17 protein-coding genes are annotated in these 20004 nt (G+C 55.9%); 8 read left to right on the top strand and 9 right to left on the bottom strand.

Annotated elements, in window-relative coordinates:
• Positions 1-76 precede the first annotated feature (76 nt).
• The 4 genes from mepS to ADJ24_RS01805 form a co-directional block, all read right to left on the bottom strand.
• Positions 77-646 (bottom strand): bifunctional murein DD-endopeptidase/murein LD-carboxypeptidase, encoded by a 570-nt coding sequence (gene mepS / locus ADJ24_RS01820; protein WP_008500946.1) that lies wholly within the window; start codon positions 644-646, stop codon positions 77-79.
• A 427-nt stretch (positions 647-1073) separates the two neighbouring features.
• The gene (locus ADJ24_RS01815) at positions 1074-1775 is read right to left on the bottom strand and encodes a phosphatase PAP2 family protein (RefSeq protein WP_169815238.1); all 702 of its coding nucleotides are present in this window, start codon (positions 1773-1775) and stop codon (positions 1074-1076) included.
• Positions 1776-1808: 33 nt separating this feature from the next.
• On the bottom strand, positions 1809-2795 hold the full coding sequence (locus tag ADJ24_RS01810; protein WP_023312486.1) for a CobW family GTP-binding protein: 987 nt from the start codon (positions 2793-2795) through the stop codon (positions 1809-1811).
• Between the two features lie 124 nt (positions 2796-2919).
• On the bottom strand, positions 2920-4386 hold the full coding sequence (locus ADJ24_RS01805; protein WP_023312485.1) for a mannitol dehydrogenase family protein: 1467 nt from the start codon (positions 4384-4386) through the stop codon (positions 2920-2922).
• Between the two features lie 205 nt (positions 4387-4591).
• Between ADJ24_RS01805 and uxuA the strand changes: the two genes are divergently transcribed.
• Complete coding sequence (gene uxuA / locus ADJ24_RS01800; RefSeq protein WP_023312484.1) at positions 4592-5782, top strand: mannonate dehydratase; 1191 nt, start codon at positions 4592-4594, stop codon at positions 5780-5782.
• 118 nt (positions 5783-5900) lie between these two features.
• Here uxuA and yeiP read toward each other — a convergent pair whose 3' ends face one another.
• Positions 5901-6473, bottom strand: coding sequence for an elongation factor P-like protein YeiP (gene yeiP / locus ADJ24_RS01795; RefSeq protein ID WP_008500940.1), 573 nt, complete (start codon positions 6471-6473; stop codon positions 5901-5903).
• A 164-nt stretch (positions 6474-6637) separates the two neighbouring features.
• On the opposite strand from yeiP, the gene ADJ24_RS01790 reads away from it, so the two are divergent.
• Positions 6638-6892: a YkgJ family cysteine cluster protein gene (locus ADJ24_RS01790; protein ID WP_023312483.1), complete on the top strand. Its 255-nt coding sequence runs from the start codon at positions 6638-6640 to the stop codon at positions 6890-6892.
• Here ADJ24_RS01790 and setB read toward each other — a convergent pair.
• Positions 6889-8070, bottom strand: coding sequence for a sugar efflux transporter SetB (setB, locus tag ADJ24_RS01785; RefSeq protein ID WP_023312482.1), 1182 nt, complete (start codon positions 8068-8070; stop codon positions 6889-6891). The genes ADJ24_RS01790 and setB overlap by 4 nt on opposite strands.
• Positions 8071-8431: 361 nt before the next feature.
• On the opposite strand from setB, the gene fruB reads away from it, so the two are divergent.
• Genes fruB through fruA form a run of 3 tightly spaced genes read left to right on the top strand, consistent with a single transcriptional unit; the run spans position 8432 to position 12202 of the window.
• Entirely contained in the window at positions 8432-9562 is a 1131-nt protein-coding gene (gene fruB, locus ADJ24_RS01780) for a fused PTS fructose transporter subunit IIA/HPr protein (protein ID WP_023312481.1), read from the top strand.
• Complete coding sequence (gene fruK, locus ADJ24_RS01775) at positions 9562-10500, top strand: 1-phosphofructokinase (RefSeq protein WP_023312480.1); 939 nt, start codon at positions 9562-9564, stop codon at positions 10498-10500. Before fruB ends, fruK begins: the two co-directional genes overlap by 1 nt.
• A gap of 16 nt (positions 10501-10516) precedes the next feature.
• Positions 10517-12202, top strand: coding sequence for a PTS fructose transporter subunit IIBC (fruA, locus tag ADJ24_RS01770; RefSeq protein ID WP_023312479.1), 1686 nt, complete (start codon positions 10517-10519; stop codon positions 12200-12202).
• Positions 12203-12276: 74 nt separating this feature from the next.
• On the opposite strand, the gene nfo is transcribed toward fruA, so the two are convergent.
• Entirely contained in the window at positions 12277-13134 is an 858-nt protein-coding gene (gene nfo / locus ADJ24_RS01765; RefSeq protein WP_023312478.1) for a deoxyribonuclease IV, read from the bottom strand.
• A gap of 64 nt (positions 13135-13198) precedes the next feature.
• The gene (locus tag ADJ24_RS01760) at positions 13199-14245 is read right to left on the bottom strand and encodes a YeiH family protein (protein ID WP_023312477.1); all 1047 of its coding nucleotides are present in this window, start codon (positions 14243-14245) and stop codon (positions 13199-13201) included.
• A gap of 97 nt (positions 14246-14342) precedes the next feature.
• On the opposite strand from ADJ24_RS01760, the gene yieE reads away from it, so the two are divergent.
• The 3 genes from yieE to cirA all read left to right on the top strand — a co-directional run bounded on the left by yieE (position 14343) and on the right by cirA (position 19054).
• Positions 14343-15209, top strand: coding sequence for a DNA-binding transcriptional regulator YeiE (yieE, locus tag ADJ24_RS01755; RefSeq protein ID WP_023312476.1), 867 nt, complete (start codon positions 14343-14345; stop codon positions 15207-15209).
• 180 nt (positions 15210-15389) lie between these two features.
• Positions 15390-16859 carry an amino acid permease gene (locus tag ADJ24_RS01750; protein WP_023312475.1) on the top strand — a complete coding sequence of 490 codons (1470 nt, stop codon included), beginning with the start codon at positions 15390-15392 and terminating at the stop codon, positions 16857-16859.
• A gap of 224 nt (positions 16860-17083) precedes the next feature.
• Complete coding sequence (gene cirA / locus ADJ24_RS01745; RefSeq protein ID WP_023312474.1) at positions 17084-19054, top strand: catecholate siderophore receptor CirA; 1971 nt, start codon at positions 17084-17086, stop codon at positions 19052-19054.
• Between the two features lie 111 nt (positions 19055-19165).
• On the opposite strand, the gene fghA is transcribed toward cirA, so the two are convergent.
• Positions 19166-19993, bottom strand: coding sequence for an S-formylglutathione hydrolase (gene fghA / locus ADJ24_RS01740; protein WP_023312473.1), 828 nt, complete (start codon positions 19991-19993; stop codon positions 19166-19168).
• Positions 19994-20004: the final 11 nt, after the last annotated feature.

The following is a 20004-nucleotide window of genomic DNA, read 5'->3' as shown; positions in this document are numbered from 1 at the left end:
AAAAAAACACTGCCGAAGCAGTGCTTTTTTTCATCATATCGCCAGCCAAGGGATAACCAACGATACGATAGTCATATTAACTGCGGGTCAGTACGCGGCGTGCTTCGTTGTAGCGCTTCTTCCAGTACGGTTCATTCATGCTGGAAATGGTCACACCGCTGCTGGTGGAGGCATGTACAAACTGGTCATTACCAATGTAGATGCCAACATGTCGACCTGTAGAACCGGCACGGAACAGGACTAAATCACCGGTGCGCAGTTTAGTACGTGAAATCGACTTGCCCATCTCCTGCTGCTCATAGGTTGAACGCGGAAGATCTAACCCAAATTGCTCACGGAACGTACGCTGTACAAAACCGGAACAATCAATACCTGTTTTTGTGCTGCCGCCAAGACGATAGCGCACGCCTTTCCAGTCAGCATACTGGTCCATAATGCGGGACTTCACGTCCAGATTACGTACCATATTTTCAAATTCATCCTGAGAGGCTTGCAGTGACGAGGAATCTTCCATTCCCACAACACGCGTCTCAGGATGCATATTCTTTGCGGTGTTAGATGTACTACATGCAGACAACAGTACCGCGACTGCTATCGCCGGGATCCCCCGTAAGATATATCTCAGAAACGGTTGAGATTTGACCATTTTGTTTATTATCCCTTGAAGTCCTTAACGACAAATATCGTTATAAAAATGCCAAACGTGACGAGACTAATTATCTGTTCACATTGAGACAATTCTTTCTGGTCACATTTGTGGCTCAGCGCACAAAATTATTCGCCATTGAAATAATTATCTCTATGGGGCAAAACGAGTTCGAGATTAACCGATTGCCTGGGGTAATGCGAGTAAAAAAAGCCTTTTTTTTATAAGAAAATGTGATACAGAAAGTAAAAACATGGAAATGCTCAAAATACCGGCAGATCCGCCGCGTAATCGCGTAATTGATTCATTTTTATCATGAATATGATGACGAGAATATGACAGTGGGGAAAGATCGCGGCGAGAACGCTATCAGGGATCATGTCGATCCCTGATAGCTCACGTTAATTTAGGTTAGTTATTTGTTTAATTATTGTTGCGCCCTGCCGGGAAGATAGCGATCGAACAGCGCTATTATCCTGTCGCTCAGTGGGGTCATTAAACACCACGGCAGCGCAATCAGCGCCACGGAGAGCGAACCGACGGCAATATCGGTAAACCAGTGAGCGCCAATCATTACGCGCGGGAAGGCAAAAACCACAAAAATAATCAGGGCTATGGCGAAGGCTTTTCTGCCAAAATAGCGAAGCATAATGGCGGAAAAAATAAGCAGCATCATACCGTGATCGCCGGGGAAACTGTCCTTCGACGCATCTTTTGTTGGAATATGCAGCAGTTCGCTGACGCGATAAATATCGGTGAAGAATAGCGTTGGGCTTGAGCGCTTAACTGGAATAATCGCGGTTGCCAGCTGGTTAATGGCGACGGCAAACAGCAGCATTACCAGACCGATAATGAGAATACGCCGACGCCCGGCTTTATCCTCTTTCAGCCAGAAAGAGAGCATCAGGCAGCCCATGGCCAGCAGCGAGAAGCCGTCGAAGGCGCGATTGTTGGTAATTGCCACCAGCCACAGGAACGCGTTGCTCTTCACCAGCTCCTGGTTGAAGAAGTGAAAAATGGCAGAATCCAGCGGGAACCAGAAACCATGATCCGCCGGGATATACCAGGAGAAGAAAAGCGCCAGACCGGCGACATTAAGCAGTAATATCAGGGGAAATCGAGTTGTCATAACGTTCTGCATAGAGTGAAAACTGGGGCAACGTTAGCCGCCCGAACTTAAACGAATCCTCAACAGGCTGGACTGGAGGGCATTCCAGTCGGCGTTAACCGCACTAATTAACTCTATTCGGCTGTCAGGCGGCGCCACATTCTGCGTTTCAATAAAGAAATCGTCACCCTGACGGTTGATCCTTACCAGCCCGTCTGGGGTGCGCATGATCCCTTTCACGCGATCGACGGGAGCAAGTCGGGCCCACTCCAGGATCCCAATGGTGTCAAAAACGGTTTCAGCATCAAATATCCATCCGCAGGCCTGATATCCCTGGCCGCTGTTCAGGTTACGACGCCAGCGCTGATGTTCCGGCAGGCTGAGAGCGGCTAAACCCTGCTTAACCGGATGACTGTGCGAATGAGCCGCACTGGCAGGCAGCTCGGTGAGGTTCAGACGAGGAAGGTCAAGCAGGGCGCTATCAATATTCCCCTGTGTGGCCTGCACCCGCGTGCGGTTGGCGCCGAAATGTTGCCACCATGCGTCCAGCGCGGCCTGGCTTTCAGGCGTGGCGCGATCTGCTTTATTCGCGACAATAACGTCAGCCGAGGCGAGCTGATCGCGGAAGTTCTCATTGGCCACCGCCTTGTCATCCAGAAGCTGACGCGGATCGAGCAGGCACAGGGTGGCGCGCAGATCGATCCACGGCTCGTAAACCGGGGCGGTCAGTAAATCGAGGATCTGCTTGGGGTGACCCAGCCCGGTGGGTTCAATCAGCAGGCGGTCAGCTTTGCCCTGACGCAGCAGGGTATTAAGCCCGACCTGCATCGGCAGGCCATTGACGCAGCACATGCATCCGCCGGGGATCTCTTTAATCATCGCGCCGCTGGATGACAGCAACGCGCCGTCAATGCCCACCTCGCCAAATTCATTGACCAGCACGGCCCATTTCTCGGCAGGATCTTTGTTCGCCAGCAGGTGGAGAATTGAGGTGGTTTTACCGCTGCCGAGAAAACCGGTGATGAGGTTGGTTTTGGTCACATGCGCTCCAGATGAGAATGGTGATGCTATAACACTATTCTCTCTATCCTGGCGAAAAACGTGACCGGTGAGAAGGGGAAGGGCGAACGGAGATCTCATCCGTTCGCGTTAAGCGCAATAATCGTTAAACATTTAACGTTTCGATAACAGCCTGACGCGCGCCGTGGCGGGTGATGCGCTGGTATGCCTGGCTGACAGCCTCCACAAAGACGCTGTTTTGTGCGAGATCGTGACCAAAGACCTCGCTCAGCCCCAGCAGCGCGTTAACGCGGTCGGTATCGCTGCTGGCATCAACGATGGCGCGGATTTTATCGCTGAGGGGATCGCGAACGTCAATCGCATTGCCATGGTCGTCGGTACCGCTGACGTAGCGTATCCAGCCGGCCACGCTCAGGGCCAGCAGCGACCACGGTGTATTTCGCTCAAGATGAACGCGGATCCCGTCAAGCATTCTCTGGGGCAGCTTCTGGCTACCGTCCATCGCGATTTGCCAGGTCCGATGCTGGAGTGCCGGGTTGGCAAAGCGCTCCAGCAGGCTATCGGCGTAGGCGGTGAGGTCGACATCCTTAATGCGTAACGTGGGCGCCTGTTCGTCCAGCATCAGCCGACGGGCGGCTTCGCGGAACGACGCGTCCTCCATGCATTCATTAATATGGGCGTAGCCCGCGAGGTATCCCAGATACGCCAGGAAAGAGTGGCTGCCGTTTAGCATGCGCAATTTCATCTGCTCCCAGGGCAGAACATCCAGCACCATCTGAACGCCCGCTACTTCCCACTCCGGACGGCCGGCGACAAAATTATCTTCCACCACCCACTGAATAAACGGTTCACAGCTGATGGCGCACGGATCTTCAACGCCGAGCGCGTCGGTGATTTCCGCCAGCGAGGCCTCCGTCGCGGCGGGCACAATTCTGTCGACCATCGTCCCCGGAAAGCTCACGTGGCTGTCAATCCATTCAGAAAGCGCTGCGGAACGCTTTTGCGCCATGCTCAGCACCGCGTTTTTCACCACGTGCCCGTTATCAGGGATATTGTCGCAGGAGAGCACGGTAAACGCAGGCAAGCCGCGCTCGCGGCGGCGGTGGAGCGCTTCGACCAGGATCCCGGGTGCGGAATGTGGCTCTGAAGGGTTTTCTAGGTCATGGATTATCCGGGCGTTGTGCAGATCGAGTTTCCCGGTCGCGGGATCGATGCAGTAGCCTTTCTCCGTGATGGTGAGCGACACAATAGCGACCTGAGGCTCGCAAAATTTCTCAATAATGGCGGGCAGAGAGTCCAGCTTTGCGTTCAGGCATTCATGGACGGCACCGACGATAATCGCCTCATTGCCTTCTGCCCCTTTCTCCAGCACAGTGAACAGGTGATCCTGCGCGCGCAGCTGGCTCATCAGCACGTCGCCGCTGAAGAGGCTAATCTCACAAATACCCCAGTCGCCGCCTTTTTCATTCAGCACCCGATTTGTTAACAATGCCTGGTGCGCACGGTGGAACGCGCCAAAGCCAAAATGGACGATGCGTGAGCGTAATTGCGCGCGATCGTAGCGAGGTTGCTGAACCCGGGCAGGAAGGGCGGTGGAGGCAATTGTCTTCATGAGATACACACCTGATTAACCATTAATTAACAATGCCAGTGTAAAGTTATATGACAGCAAATAAAATTGGTGAGCCGTAAATATCCCCGTTCTGTGAGTTTGATCAATCAATGTGAGACGGTATATTGACCCCTGGCGGCAAACATGTATGGTAGTCGTCATTGCAGTAACGCATATTGGTATAACAACTTTAGAGGGTGAGGCAATGGAACAAACCTGGCGTTGGTACGGGCCGAACGATCCGGTTTCTCTTGATGATGTGCGCCAGGCTGGCGCAACGGGTGTCGTCACGGCGCTGCATCATATTCCTAACGGTCAGGTATGGCCGGTTGAAGAAATTCAACAGCGTCAGGCGCTGCTGGCGGAGAAGGGGTTAACCTGGTCTGTGGTAGAGAGCATCCCGGTTCACGAAGACATCAAAACCCATTCCGGGGAGTACCAGACCTGGATTGCTAACTATCAGCAAAGCATTCGCAACCTGGCGGCCTGCGGCATTGATACGGTTTGCTATAACTTCATGCCCATCCTCGACTGGACGCGTACCGATCTTGAATATCAGATGCCGGACGGCTCGAAAGCGCTGCGTTTCGACCAGATCGCCTTCGCGGCGTTTGAGCTGCACATTCTGAAACGTCCCGGTGCCGAAGCGGATTACACCGCGGAAGAGCAGCAGCAGGCGCTTGCGTGGTTTAACGCCGCCAGTGACGCAGACATCGAAAAGCTGACCCGTAATATCATTGCGGGCCTGCCGGGAGCTGAAGAGGGGTATACCCTGGATCAGTTCCGCGCGCGCCTGGCGGAATACGGCGATATTGATAAGCAGCAGCTGCGTGAAAACATGGCGTATTTCCTGCGCGCTATCGTGCCGGTTGCTGAAGAGGCAGGTGTACGCCTCGCCGTGCACCCGGACGATCCGCCGCGTCCTATCCTCGGCCTGCCGCGCATTGTTTCCACCCTTGAAGATATGCAGTGGCTGAAAGAGACGGTAAACAGCATCTATAACGGCTTCACCATGTGTACCGGCTCCTACGGCGTGCGGGCGGATAACGATCTGGTGCGGATGATTGAAACCTTTGGCGATCGCATTCATTTCACGCACTTGCGTGCGACCTGCCGCGAGGAGAACCCAAAAACCTTCCACGAGGCGGCGCACCTGGGCGGCGATGTGAATATGGTGGCGGTGGTAGACGCCATTCTGGCGGAAGAGGCGCGTCGCAAGCAGGCGGGCGATGTGCGTCCTATCCCGTTCCGTCCGGATCACGGCCACCAGATGCTGGACGATCTGCGTAAGAAAACCAACCCAGGCTATTCGGCGATTGGCCGTCTTAAAGGGATGGCGGAAGTGCGCGGCGTTGAGCTGGCGCTGAAGATGACGAAGTATCCGGAGCTTCTGTAAGCTCTGTTGCCCGGTGGCGCTAAGCTTACCGGGCCTACAAAAAAAACCGGCCTGAAAGCCGGTTTTTGTGTTTTTGTTGGTCGGGCAAGGCGAAGCCGCCACCCGAAAAACGCCGCAATCAGTCAGCGCGACCCATATAGCGTTTTTCTTCGATATGGATGCGGATCTTCTCGCCAGCGGAGAGGTATTCCGGCACCTGCACAACCAGGCCGGTGGTCAGGGTAGCCGGTTTGTTGCGCGCACTTGCGGATGCGCCTTTGATGCCTGGTGCGGTTTCAACGATTTCCAGATCGACGGTCTGGGGCAGCTCCAGCGCCAGCAGCACGCCGTCCCAGGTCAGGACCTGCATGTCAGGCATGCCGCCTTCAGGGATGAACAGCAGCTCTTCTTCAATCTGATCTTTGGTGAAGATGTACGGGGTGTAGTCTTCTTTATCCATGAACACGTATTCGTTGCCGTCGATGTAGGAGAAATCAACGTAGCGACGGGTCAGGGTCACGGTATCGACGATATCGTCACCTTTAAAGCGCTCTTCCACCTTCAGGCCGGTACGCACATCGGCGAAACGCATTTTGTACAGCGTTGCTGCACCACGGGCGCTGGGTGCCTGAATGTCGATATCTTTCACAATCAGCAGTTTGCCGTTGTAATTCAGCACCATACCTTTCTTTATTTCGTTCGCTCTTGGCATTGCAGTAATCCTGTTTACGGGAGGTAAAAAATATCGCGCCAAATTACTCGCGCGCGGCCTTTCAGGCAAGAGGAATTCGTGGCTTTTGCTATCAATACGCAAAAGGTGTTACTGTGCGCGCGATGCCCGACTGCGCGGGCGATCGTCAGCGAAAGAGAGCATTTATGGATTGCCGTCCCGATTGTGGCGCGTGCTGTACTGCACCGTCCATTTCAAGCCCCATTCCAGGAATGCCGGAGGGCAAGCCTGCCAATACCCGCTGCGTTCAGCTCTCGGAAACGAACCTGTGCATGATCTTTGGCTCACCGCTGCGCCCGAAAGTGTGCTCCGGGCTTCAGCCCACTGCCGAAATGTGTGGCAGCACGCGAGGGCAGGCGATGACGTACCTTCTTGAGCTGGAAGCGCTCACCGCGCCCTAAACGTCTTTAATTCTCGCCAGACAGCCGATCGTCAGGGTACACATCAACAGCGCAATCCAGAACACCGTGTGATAGTTCCAGATTTCTGCAACGACACCGGCCATTGAGCCCGCGATAATCCAGCCCACGCGGGTGGTATTAGTATAAAGCGTGGTGGCAGAGCCTGCCTGGCCCGGCATCAGATCCTGAAAATAGAGCATACCTATCCCGGCGAGAATGCCAATATAGATGGCGTTCAGCAGCTGTAAAGCCAGCAACAGCCCCGGCGTATTTACCGTCAGCATACCGATATAGAACAGCAGACCGGCGACGGCGGCGATGCGCATTAAAAAACGCTTTCCGAAGCGCTTTGCGTAATAGCCCGCAATGAGCATCGTCGGGATCTCAAGCCCGGCCGCGGTGCCCATCATGATGCCCGCCAGCTTCTCCGACAGGTGCAGTTCATCAATAATAAACAGCGGCATATTGATGATATACAGGCTGTTGGTGCCCCACATCAGCGTACAGATAACAAACAGGAGCAGGGCATCGCGGCGGTTACGGCGCGGCGCTTCCAGCACGCCCGTTGCCACCTTCGGCTCTTTGCGCATGGACGGCAGGAAGAACCACACCAGCGCGCCGCACGCCACAAACGCGACTGCCGCGCTCAGGTACATCACCGTAAAGCCAAAACCCATCGCCAGCGCGTAGGCCAGCGGCGGACCAATCACCCACGCCAGCGACACCTGAGCACGCAGGACAGAGCTGAACATCACCGCTTCACGCCCAGTATGGTCGGCGTGTTCGCGGGCAAGGGCGAACAGCTGAGGGTTCGCTGTTGAGCCAAAGCTGCTCAGGAATACCCCGACGAAGAGCAGAATGAAATAGTTGCGGTTCCAGGCGAACAGAACGCAGGCCATGACCCCCAGCAGACAGCAGAAAACGATCAGGCTTTTACGATCGCCTTTTCTGTCGGATCGTCCCGCCAGAAACTGGCTGACCAGGATGCCGATGATGGCGCTTCCGGTAAAAAAGAAGCCGACCATTGCCGGACGAACATGAACCTCATTGGTCAGAAATAAGCTCAGCGTCGGCGTCTGTAACGCGCCGGCAATGCCCGTGAAAAAGGCAACAATCAGGAAGGCCGCTGAGGTCAAGTCAAAGGGCTTCGGCGAGACGGCCGCAGGGGTGTTATGCATGTTTTATAATTAGCGAGTAGCAGAGAGGGGCGGAGTGTACGCCGTCAGCTAAAAAATAAACAGTGGGTGCGGTCAATGATGCCACGAAAAATCAAAATGGCATTTCATCTTGCATCCTCGTCGGCTGACCTTAGCTGAAACTGACTTGCTGAACTTCAGCAAAATTCAGCTCAATGAAGAAGAAATGTGCTGTATCTCTAAATTCTGATATCAGAAATACGAGTTTACTTGCAAGGCATTGCAGAAAGCGCAAGACTTTTTGAAACGTTTCAGCGCTATCTTGTTTTAACAAACGGAGCAGGCTAGCGCATTTTTTCTCATTAAAGCTGAAACGATTCAAGTTCAGCAGGAGTGGAGAACCATGTTCCAGTTATCTGTTCAGGATATCCACCCGGGCGCTCAGGCCGGGGATAAAGAAGAGGCTATTCGCCAGGTTGCCGCTGCGCTTGTGCAGGCGGGTAACGTCGCGGACGGCTATGTAAACGGCATGCTGGCCCGCGAGCAGCAGACCTCAACCTTCCTCGGCAATGGCATTGCCATTCCGCACGGTACAACCGACACCCGCGATCAGGTGCTGAAAACCGGCGTTCAGGTTTATCAATTCCCGCAGGGCGTGCTCTGGGGCGACGGTCAGGTGGCGTATGTGGCTATCGGTATCGCGGCCAGCAGCGACGAACACTTAGGCCTGCTGCGTCAGCTGACGCATGTCCTGAGCGATGACGACGTGGCTGAGCAGCTCAAGTCCGCTACCACAGCTGAAGAGCTGCGCGCCCTGCTGATGGGCGAAAAACAGAGCGAAGCGCTGAAACTGGATAATGAAACGCTGACGCTGGACGTGATTGCCTCCGATCTGGTGACGCTGCAGGCGCTGAACGCGGGTCGTCTGAAAGAAGCCGGCGCGGCGGATGCCACCTTTGTGACGCGCGCGATTAACGATAAGCCGTTGAATCTGGGTCAGGGTATCTGGCTGAACGACAGTGCTGAAGGCAACCTGCGCAGCGCTATCGCCGTGAGCCGCGCGGCCAATGCGTTTGACGTGGAAGGCGAGCGTGCGGCCATGCTGGTGACCGTGGCGATGAACGACGATCAGCCGGTTTCCGTGCTGAAGCGTCTGGGCGACCTACTGCTGAACAACAAAGCTGAAAAACTGCTGAACGCTGATGCCTCCACCGTGCTGGCACTGCTGACCAGTGATGATGCGCCGACTGAAGACGTGCAGACCGCAGAGTTCGTGGTACGCAACGAGCACGGCCTGCATGCACGTCCGGGCACCATGCTGGTGAATACCATTAAACAATTCGAGAGTGAGATCACCGTGGCGAATCTTGATGGCACGGGCAAACCGGCCAACGGCCGTAGTCTGATGAAAGTTGTCGCGCTGGGCGTGAAGAAAGGACATCGTCTGCGTTTCACCGCACAGGGTGCCGATGCTGAACAGGCGCTGAAAGCGATTGGCGACGCCATCGCGGCGGGTCTGGGGGAGGGCGCATAATGAGCAGACGTGTTGCGACTATTACGCTGAACCCGGCTTATGACCTGGTAGGATTTTGCCCGGAAATTGAGCGCGGCGAAGTCAACCTCGTGCGTACCACTGGCCTGCATGCTGCGGGTAAAGGGATTAACGTCGCGAAAGTGCTCAAGGATCTCGGTATCGACGTCACCGTGGGTGGATTCCTCGGTAAAGATAACCAGGATGGTTTTCAGCAGCTGTTCAGCGAGCTGGGCATTGCCAACCGTTTTCAGATTGTTCAGGGCCGTACCCGTATCAACGTCAAGCTGACGGAGAAAGACGGTGAAGTGACCGATCTGAACTTCTCTGGCTTCGAAGTGACGCCGTCTGACTGGGAGCGTTTTGTTAACGACTCTCTGACCTGGCTCGGTCAGTTTGACATGGTTTGCGTCAGCGGCAGCCTGCCGTCCGGCGTCAGCCCGGAAGCGTTTACCGACTGGATGACGCGCCTGCGCAGCCAGTGCCCGTGCATCATTTTTGACAGCAGCCGCGACGCGCTGGTTGCGGGTCTGAAAGCCTCTCCGTGGCTGGTGAAGCCGAATCGCCGCGAGCTGGAGATCTGGGCGGGTCGTAAGCTGCCAGAATTAAAAGATGTGATTGACGCTGCCCATGCGCTGCGCGAGCAGGGTATCGCTCACGTGGTGATCTCTCTTGGTGCAGAAGGCGCGCTGTGGGTTAACGCGTCTGGCGAATGGATCGCCAAACCGCCGTCAATGGAAGTTGTCAGCACCGTTGGCGCAGGGGATTCCATGGTTGGCGGCCTGATTTATGGTCTGCTGATGCGTGAATCCAGTGAACATACTTTACGTCTTGCCACCGCCGTTGCTGCCCTGGCCGTAAGCCAGAGCAATGTCGGCATTACCGATCGTACCCAGTTAGCCGCGATGATGGCGCGCGTTGACTTAAAACCTTTTAACTAACAGCAGGAGAGGAATAATGAAAACGCTGCTGATCATTGACTCCGGTCTCGGACAGGCCCGCGCCTATATGGCGAAGACCTTGCTGGGCGCGGCGGCACAAAAAGCACATCTGGACATTATCGATAATCCAGGCGATGCAGAACTGGCCATTGTACTGGGCGACAAAATCCCGGCTGACAGTGCGCTGAACGGCAAGAAAGTGTGGCTGGGCGATATTAATCGCGCGGTGGCACACCCGGAACTGTTCCTGAGCGAAGCGAAAGGGCACGCGTCTGTCTACAGCGCGCCTGTCGCGACGGCACCGGCTGCGGCCACGGGGCCGAAACGCATTGTTGCGGTGACGGCCTGCCCGACGGGCGTGGCTCACACCTTTATGGCGGCTGAAGCCATTGAAACCGAAGCGAAAAAACGCGGCTGGTGGGTAAAAGTTGAAACGCGCGGCTCCGTCGGTGCCGGCAACGCGATCACCCCTGAAGAAGTGGCTGAAGCCGATCTGGTTATCGTGGCGGCGGATATCGAAGTGGACCTGGCAAAATTTGCCGGTAAGCCAATGTACCGCACGTCTACCGGCCTGGCGCTGAAAAAGACCGCGCAGGAGTTTGATAAAGCGCTGGTGGAAGCGAAGCCGTATCAGGCAACCGGCGCGCGTCAAACCGCGACGGAAGGTAAGAAAGAGTCTGCAGGCGCCTATCGCCATCTGTTGACCGGCGTGTCTTACATGCTGCCGATGGTGGTTGCGGGTGGTCTGTGTATCGCCCTCTCGTTCGCATTTGGTATTACTGCGTTTAAAGAGCAAGGCACGCTGGCCGCTGCGTTAATGCAGATTGGCGGCGGTTCCGCGTTCGCGCTGATGGTCCCCGTTCTGGCAGGCTTTATTGCCTTCTCCATTGCTGACCGTCCTGGCCTGACGCCGGGCCTTATCGGCGGCATGCTGGCCGTGAGCACCGGTTCTGGCTTTATCGGCGGTATTATCGCGGGCTTCCTGGCCGGTTACGTCGCGAAGCTCATCAGCTCGAAGCTCAAGCTGCCTCAGAGTATGGAAGCGCTGAAACCTATTCTGATCATCCCGCTGATTTCCAGCCTGGTGGTCGGTCTGGCGATGATTTACCTGATTGGTAAGCCGGTTGCGGGCATTCTGGCGGGTCTGACCCACTGGCTGCAAACCATGGGTACCGCGAACGCGGTTCTGCTGGGTGCAATCCTCGGCGGCATGATGTGTACCGACATGGGTGGTCCGGTGAACAAAGCGGCGTACGCCTTTGGCGTTGGCCTGCTGAGTACCCAGACCTACGCGCCAATGGCAGCCATCATGGCGGCAGGTATGGTGCCTCCTCTGGCGCTCGGCCTGGCGACGATTATTGCCCGTCGTAAGTTCGATAAAGCGCAGCAGGAAGGCGGCAAAGCGGCGCTGGTTCTGGGCTTGTGCTTCATTACCGAAGGGGCGATTCCGTTCGCGGCTCGTGACCCAATGCGTGTACTGCCGTGCTGTATCGCGGGTGGTGCAGTGACGGGTGCGATCTCCATGGCGATTGGCGCGAAGCTGATGGCACCACACGGCGGTCTGTTTGTCCTGCTGATCCCAGGCGCCATCACCCCGGTCCTGGGCTACCTGCTGGCCATCGTTGCCGGTACGCTGGTGGCGGGTCTGTCATACGCAGTGCTGAAACGTCCTGAAGCGGAAGTTGTGGCGAAAGCAGCGTAAACAAGGTGTCGGGTGGCGGCTTCGCCTTACCCGACCTATAAAAAAGCCGGGTTGCATTATGCACCCGGCTTTTTTTATGCCGCCTGTTCAGCGGTTTGCTGTGCCTTCAGCCAGGCTATCTCTTCTGCCCAGATATCCGGATTGATGGTTTCCAGCACCATCGGAATACCCTCGAAGCGGGCGTCCTGCATAATAAACCGAAACGCATCGTGGCCGATGTTACCTTCGCCCAGGCTGTGGTGGCGGTCAACGCGGCTGCCGAACGCGCTTTTCGCATCGTTCAGGTGCATTCCGCGCAGGTACTTAAAGCCCACTATGCGCTCGAACTCATCGAACGTGTTTTTCGTTGCTTCGGTGGTGCGCAGGTCATATCCGGCGGCAAACGCGTGGCAGGTATCAATGCATACGCCAACGCGGGATTTATCCTCCACGCCGTCGATAATCGCCGCCAGATGTTCGAACCTAAAGCCGAGGTTGCTGCCCTGACCTGCGGTATTCTCAATCACCGCGGTGACACCTTTGGTCTTGTCCAGCGTGATGTTGATGGACTCGGCAATGCGAGCCAGGCAGGCATCTTCATCGATTTGCATCAGATGGCTGCCCGGATGGAAGTTCAGCAGCGTCAGCCCCAGCTGTTCGCAGCGCTGTACTTCATCAAGAAACGCCTCGCGGGATTTTTCCAGCGCCTCTTCAACCGGGTGACCGAGGTTGATCAGGTAGCTGTCGTGGGGAAGGATCTGGCCTGGCCCATAGTGATACTTCTCACAGGCGGCTTTAAAATCATCAATCACGTCAGCGGTGAGCGGCGCGGCGCGCCACTGGCGCTGGTTTTTGGTGAACAGGGCGAAAGCGGTCGCCTCGATTTCGGCGGCGCGAATGGCGGCATTCGCAAGGCCGCCTGCAGCGCTGACGTGCGCTCCAACATATTTCATAAAAAAACTCCTGCTAACCCGAAACGCTTATGATAGCGGGTTAGCAGGAGAAGGACGAGATGGTTTATGCCATCAGGCTATGGACCGCGAGGTTAATCGCGCCGCCGCCGACAATCAGCCAGATGAAGAGTACCAGCGCCATCAGCAGCGGCTTCGCACCGGCTTTTTTCAGCGCGCTGACGTGTGTAGTCACCCCCAGGGCCGCCATGGCCATCGCCAGCAGTACGGTATCCAGCGTCACCAGCATATCCACCACCGCTTTCGGCAGCAGGTGGAAGGAGTTAAAGATAGCGACCACGATGAACAGGATCGCAAACCATGGAATGGTGATTTTACTTTTCTGATTACTGTCCGCCGGTGCAAGCTGTTTAACCCGCGCAGCAAGGAAAATCAGGAACGGCGCCAGCATCATCACGCGCAGCATTTTGGCAATCACCGCCGCGTTTTCGGCTTCAGGGTTAATAGCATGTCCTGCCGCCACCACCTGGGCCACTTCGTGCATGGTCGAACCGATATAGATGCCGTAGGTTTCCGGGCTAAACCAGTGGGCAACCAGCGGATACATGGCCGGGTAGAGGAAGATCGCCAGAGTACCGAAGATCACCACCGTTGCCACCGCCACGGTTACCTTGCTGGCTTCGGCTTTAACGACGGGCTCTGTTGCCAGCACCGCCGCGGCCCCACAGATACTGCTCCCGGCACCGATCAGCCAGCTGGTTTGCTTATCCAGGCCAAAGACTTTCTGGCCGATAAAGCAGGCCAGCAAAAAGGTGCTGGTCAGCGTCAGGACGTCGATAGCGATTCCGCTCACGCCCACGTCCGCAATCTGCGAAAAGGTGAGACGGAAGCCGTAAAGGATGATCCCGAGACGCAGCAGGTGCTGTTTGGCAAAGATCACGCCGCCGTCGCAGGATTTCCAGATGTGTGGGTAAACGGTATTTCCCACGACCATGCCCAGCAAAATAGCCAGCGTCAACGCGCTAAAACCTGCGCCTGCGATAGCCGGGATGCTGCCGCCCCATAATGCTACGGCGGTCACTGCTGCGCTAAGCGCGAGGCCCGGCACGAAGTGCCACACTGTACGATGATGTTGTAGGGTGATTTCTGACATAACCTTCTCCTTTGTCTGGCTAAAGGTTACGGCGCTCTGGCTTAAAAATAAAATTGATTATATACTTATAATCAATCTATATAAGTGGTAAGCAACCATGCACATTACATTGCGTCAGCTGGAAGTGTTTGCCGAGGTGCTGAAAAGCGGCTCGACGACCCAGGCGTCACAAATGCTGGCGCTCTCGCAGTCTGCGGTCAGCGCGGCGTTGACCGATCTTGAAGGACAGCTGGGCGTGCAGCTGTTCGACAGGGTAGGGAAGCGTCTGGTGGTCAACGAGCACGGTCGTCTTCTTTATCCACGCGCGCTGGCGCTGTTGGAGCAGGCTATCGAAATCGAACAGCTTTTCCGCGAAGACAACGGTGCGATCCGCGTCTATGCCAGCAGCACCATTGGGAACTACATCCTGCCGGAAGTGATTGCCCGCTACCGCCGGGATTTCCCGACCCTGCCGCTGGAGATGAGCGTGGGCAATAGTCAGGACGTTATCAACGCGGTGATCGATTTCCGCGTGGATATCGGCCTCATCGAAGGGCCCTGCCATAACGTCGATATCATTGCCGAGCCCTGGCTGGAGGATGAGCTGGTGGTGTTTGCATCCCCGGCCTCATCGTTATTGCAGGGCGAGGTGACGCTGGAGCGCCTGGCGCAGGCGCAGTGGATCCTGCGCGAGCAGGGCTCCGGCACGCGTGAAATTGTCGATTATCTGCTGCTTTCCCATCTGCCGCATTTCCAGCTAGGGATGGAGCTGGGGAACTCTGAGGCCATCAAGCACGCGGTGCGTCACGGCCTGGGAATCAGCTGTCTTTCCCGGCGCGTCATTGCCGAACAGCTTGAAACGGGGTCGCTGGTTGAAATTCCGGTTCCATTGCCGAAGCTAGTGCGCACGCTATGGTGCATCCATCATCGTCAGAAACACCTTTCCAGCTCTCTGCAGCGTTTTCTGCGCTACTGCGCCATTTAACGTTCCCCGGTGGCGCTTCGCTTACCGGGGCTACGCGCGCCTGTCACCCCACATTTTTATGCTTTACTTATAATCCTGGCCGAGTCATGAAGCTCTCTTATAACTGAGTATTTCTGCCGGAAGGAACGCGGATCGTCTGCTACAATCGCGCCTCATTTATTAAATGGACAGCATTTTCATATGGTTTCAGAAATTAAAACCACAGAAGCGCCCACGCTACGTCGTGAACTCAAGGCGCGTCACCTGACGATGATCGCCATTGGCGGCTCAATCGGTACAGGTCTTTTCGTTGCCTCTGGCGCAACGATTTCGGCAGCAGGCCCGGGTGGGGCGCTCTTCTCTTATATCCTGATTGGCCTGATGGTGTACTTCCTGATGACCAGTCTCGGCGAACTGGCCGCGTACATGCCGGTATCCGGTTCGTTCTCGACCTACGGTCAAAAATACGTTGAAGAAGGCTTCGGCTTCGCGCTGGGCTGGAACTACTGGTACAACTGGGCGGTCACCATCGCCGTTGACCTTGTCGCCGCACAGCTGGTGATGAACTGGTGGTTCCCGGATACGCCGGGCTGGATCTGGAGCGCCCTGTTCCTGGCCGTCATCTTCCTGCTGAACTACATCTCCGTGCGCGGTTTCGGCGAGGCGGAATACTGGTTCTCTTTGATCAAAGTGGCAACCGTCATCATCTTTATCGTCGTCGGTGTGGCGATGATCGTTGGTATTTTCAAAGGCGCAGAACCTGCGGGCTGGAGTAACTGGGCGATAGGCGATGCGCCGTTTGCCGGTGGCCTTTCGGCGATGATTGGCGTGGCGATGATTGTCGGCTTCTCCTTCCAGGGGACTGAGCTGATTGGTATCGCCGCCGGTGAGTCAGAGAACCCGGAGAAAAATATTCCGCGTGCGGTCCGTCAGGTATTCTGGCGTATCCTGCTGTTCTATGTGTTCGCGATCCTCATTATCAGCCTGATCATCCCGTACACCGATCCAAGCCTGCTGCGTAATGACGTAAAAGACATTAGCGTCAGCCCGTTCACGCTGGTCTTCCAGCACGCCGGTCTGCTTTCAGCTGCGGCAGTGATGAACGCCGTTATCCTGACCGCTGTGCTTTCAGCCGGTAACTCCGGGATGTACGCGTCCACCCGTATGCTCTACACGCTGGCATGCGACGGTAAAGCCCCGCGTATCTTCGCGAAGCTGTCCCGTGGCGGCGTACCGCGTAACGCGCTGTATGCCACAACGGTGATTGCCGGTCTGTGCTTCCTGACCTCTATGTTTGGCAACCAGACGGTGTACCTGTGGCTGCTTAACACGTCCGGGATGACGGGCTTTATTGCCTGGCTGGGGATTGCTATTAGCCACTACCGTTTCCGCCGCGGCTTCGTCAAGCAGGGTCACGATGTTAACTCGCTGCCGTATCGCTCCGGCTTCTTCCCGCTGGGTCCTATTTTCGCCTTCATTCTGTGCCTGATCATTACGCTGGGACAGAACTATGAAGCGTTCCTGGCGGACACCATTGACTGGGGCGCCGTGACGGCGACCTACATTGGTATTCCGCTTTTCCTCGTCATCTGGTTTGGCTACAAGCTGACGAAAGGAACAAAATTCGTTCGCTACAGTGAAATGGAATTCCCGGAACGGTTTAAACAATAATCGCACTTCCTCTCTTTTAACCCGCTCATTCGAGCGGGTTTTTTTATGCCCGCATCCTGAAACAAAGATATATTTCTTAACAATTTAATTGATAATAATTATCGTTTGCTTTATCGTTATCAAAAATAAGCGTGTCACCGACCCACCGCAGATGTGGGCGGAAAGGAAGACGCTGTGAGCAATGATGATTTGATTTAGTTGTATTTACCTCATGGAGATATGGAATGTTTAGGTTGAATCCCTTCGTCAGGGGAGGACTTTGTGCGTCCGCAATGTCCCTGACCCTGCCTGTTATCGCAGCGGAATCCGGCGACACAATGGTTGTAACGGCCTCCGCGACCGAGCAAAACCTGAAAGACGCACCGGCAAGCATCAGCGTAATTACCCAGGAAGATTTGCAGCGCAAACCCGTTCAGAATCTGAAAGATGTGTTACGGGAGGTGCCGGGCGTTCAGCTCACGAGCGAAGGGGACAACCGTAAAGGGGTAAGTATTCGTGGACTGGACAGCAGCTATACGCTGATCCTGATCGACGGCAAGCGCGTTAACTCGCGTAACGCGGTATTCCGCCATAATGATTTCGACCTCAACTGGGTGCCGGTTGACGCCATCGAACGCATCGAAGTGGTGCGCGGACCTATGTCTTCTCTGTACGGTTCCGATGCGCTGGGCGGGGTGGTGAACATTATCACCAAAAAAATCGGCCAGAAATGGACGGGCACCCTGAGCGCCGATTCCACGATTCAGGAACACCGCGACCGTGGAGACACGTACAACGGCCAGTTCTATACCAGCGGTCCGCTGGTTGACGGCCTGCTGGGGCTGAAAGCCTACGGTAGCCTCGCGAAGCGTGAGAAAGACGGTCAGCAGAAGTCCTCCACCACGGCGAGCGGTGAAACGCCGCGCATTGAAGGCTTCACCAGCCGCGATGCGAATGTGGAATTCGCCTGGACGCCGTCTGAAAATCACGACTTTACGGCGGGCTACGGTTTCGACCGTCAGGATCGCGACTCGGATTCCCTCGACAAAAACCGCCTTGAGCGTCAGAACTACTCTCTCAGCCACAACGGTCGTTGGGGCGTCGGCAACAGCGAGCTGAAGGTTTACGGCGAAAAGGTGGATAACAAAAACCCCGGCAACAGCAATCCTATAACCTCCGAGAGCAACGCGGTGGACGGAAAATACGTGCTGCCGCTGGGCGAAATCAACCAGCTGATGACCTTCGGCGGCGAATGGCGTCACGATAAGCTGAAGGATCCTGTCAACCTGACGGGCGGTTCCAGCAGCAGTACGTCGACAAGCCAGTATGCCCTGTTCCTTGAAGATGAGTGGCGTATCTTTGAACCTCTGGCGCTGACCACCGGCATCCGTATGGATGACCATGATACCTACGGCGATCACTGGAGCCCGCGAGCCTATCTGGTTTACAACGCGACCGATACCGTAACGGTGAAAGGGGGCTGGGCCACCGCGTTTAAAGCGCCGTCGCTGCTCCAGCTTAGCCCGGACTGGGTCACCGGCTCGTGTCGCGGTGCCTGTGAGATAGTCGGTAATCCGGATCTGAAACCGGAAACCAGCGAGAGCTTCGAATTCGGACTGTACTACAGCGGGGAAGAGGGCTGGTTAGAGGGCGTGCAGGCCAGCGTCACCACCTTCCAGAATAACGTGGATGACCGCATCAGCATCAGCCGTACGGCCAATGCAAAACAGGCCCAGGGCTACCCTAACTACGTTGGACTGAATGCGGACGGAGAACCAATTTTCCGCTACTACAACGTTAATAAGGCGCGCATCCGCGGGGTGGAAACCGAGCTGAAATTCCCGCTGGCGGACGACTGGAAACTGACCCTTAACTATACCTATAACGACGGTCGTGATATCAGCAACGGCGGCAACAAGCCGTTGTCGGATCTGCCGTTCCACACCGCCAACGGTACCGTTGACTGGAAGGCAACGCAGGACTGGTCGTTCTACGTTCAGGGCAACTACACCGGTGAGAAACGCGCGCTGACCAGCAGTGCACCAACGCCGGGTGGCTATGTCATCTGGAATACCGGCGCCGCGTGGCAGGCGACGAAAAGCGTGAAGCTGCGTGCTGGCGTGCAGAACCTGCTGGATAAAGATCTGAGCCGCGACGATTACAGCTATACGGAAGACGGCCGTCGCTACTTTGTGGGCGTGGATTATAAGTTCTGATGCGGCCAGGGTAAAAGCAAAACGGCAACGTAAGTTGCCGTTTTTAGTGTTTGTTCCCTCTCCCTTTGGGAGAGGGCCAGGGTGAGGGCATCAGATCGCACGCAGCCGCACTTACCCAAACAAATGCTCCGCATGAAAGCGGAGATGATCCTCAATAAAGGATGCGATGAAGTAATAGCTGTGGTCATACCCCGGCTGAATGCGCAGCGTCAGCGGCCAGTCCTTCTGGCGTGCCGCTTCTGCCAGCACCGCAGGCTGCAGCTGTCCGGCGAGGAACTGGTCCGCATCGCCCTGATCGATAAGCATCGGGATCGCATTTGCCGAACTGCTGGCCAACATCAGCGCACAGCTGTCCCATTCCTGCCATTTTGCTTCATCTTCACCCAGATAGTTCGTGAAGGCTTTTTGCCCCCACGGTACCTGCGTTGGATTCACAATTGGCGCAAATGCCGACACGCTGGCGTATTTTCCCGGATTTTTTAACGCCATGATCAGCGCCCCGTGACCGCCCATAGAATGTCCGCTGATGGCACAGCGGTCGCTTACCGCAAACCCGGACTGAATCAGCGCGGGCAGCTCGTCGCGAATGTAGTCATACATGCGGTAATGGTGCGCCCAGGGCTGCTCGGTCGCATTGAGATAAAACCCGGCGCCTTTGCCCAGGTCGTATCCGGCATCGTCGGCCACATCATCGCCACGCGGGCTGGTGTCAGGCATCACCAGCGCAATGCCCAGCCCGGCGGCAATACGCTGCGCGCCCGCTTTGGTGGTGAAGTTCTCGTCGTTGCAGGTCAGGCCTGAAAGCCAGAACAGAACCGGCGGATTTTCCGTCGGCGGCAGGAAAATGCTGAACGTCATCGCACAGTTCAGAACGGTGGAGTCATGCCGCCAGCGCTGCTGTCGACCTTCAAAACAACGGTGCTCCTCGAGCAGTTCCATGCAGGGCTCCT

Origin of the sequence: Enterobacter sp. 940_PEND (assembly GCF_001059415.1) — a bacterium.
GTDB lineage: Bacteria > Pseudomonadota > Gammaproteobacteria > Enterobacterales > Enterobacteriaceae > Enterobacter > Enterobacter cloacae_M.
Note: the sequence above shows the minus strand (reverse complement) of the source record. Positions and strands in the feature narration are given on the sequence as shown.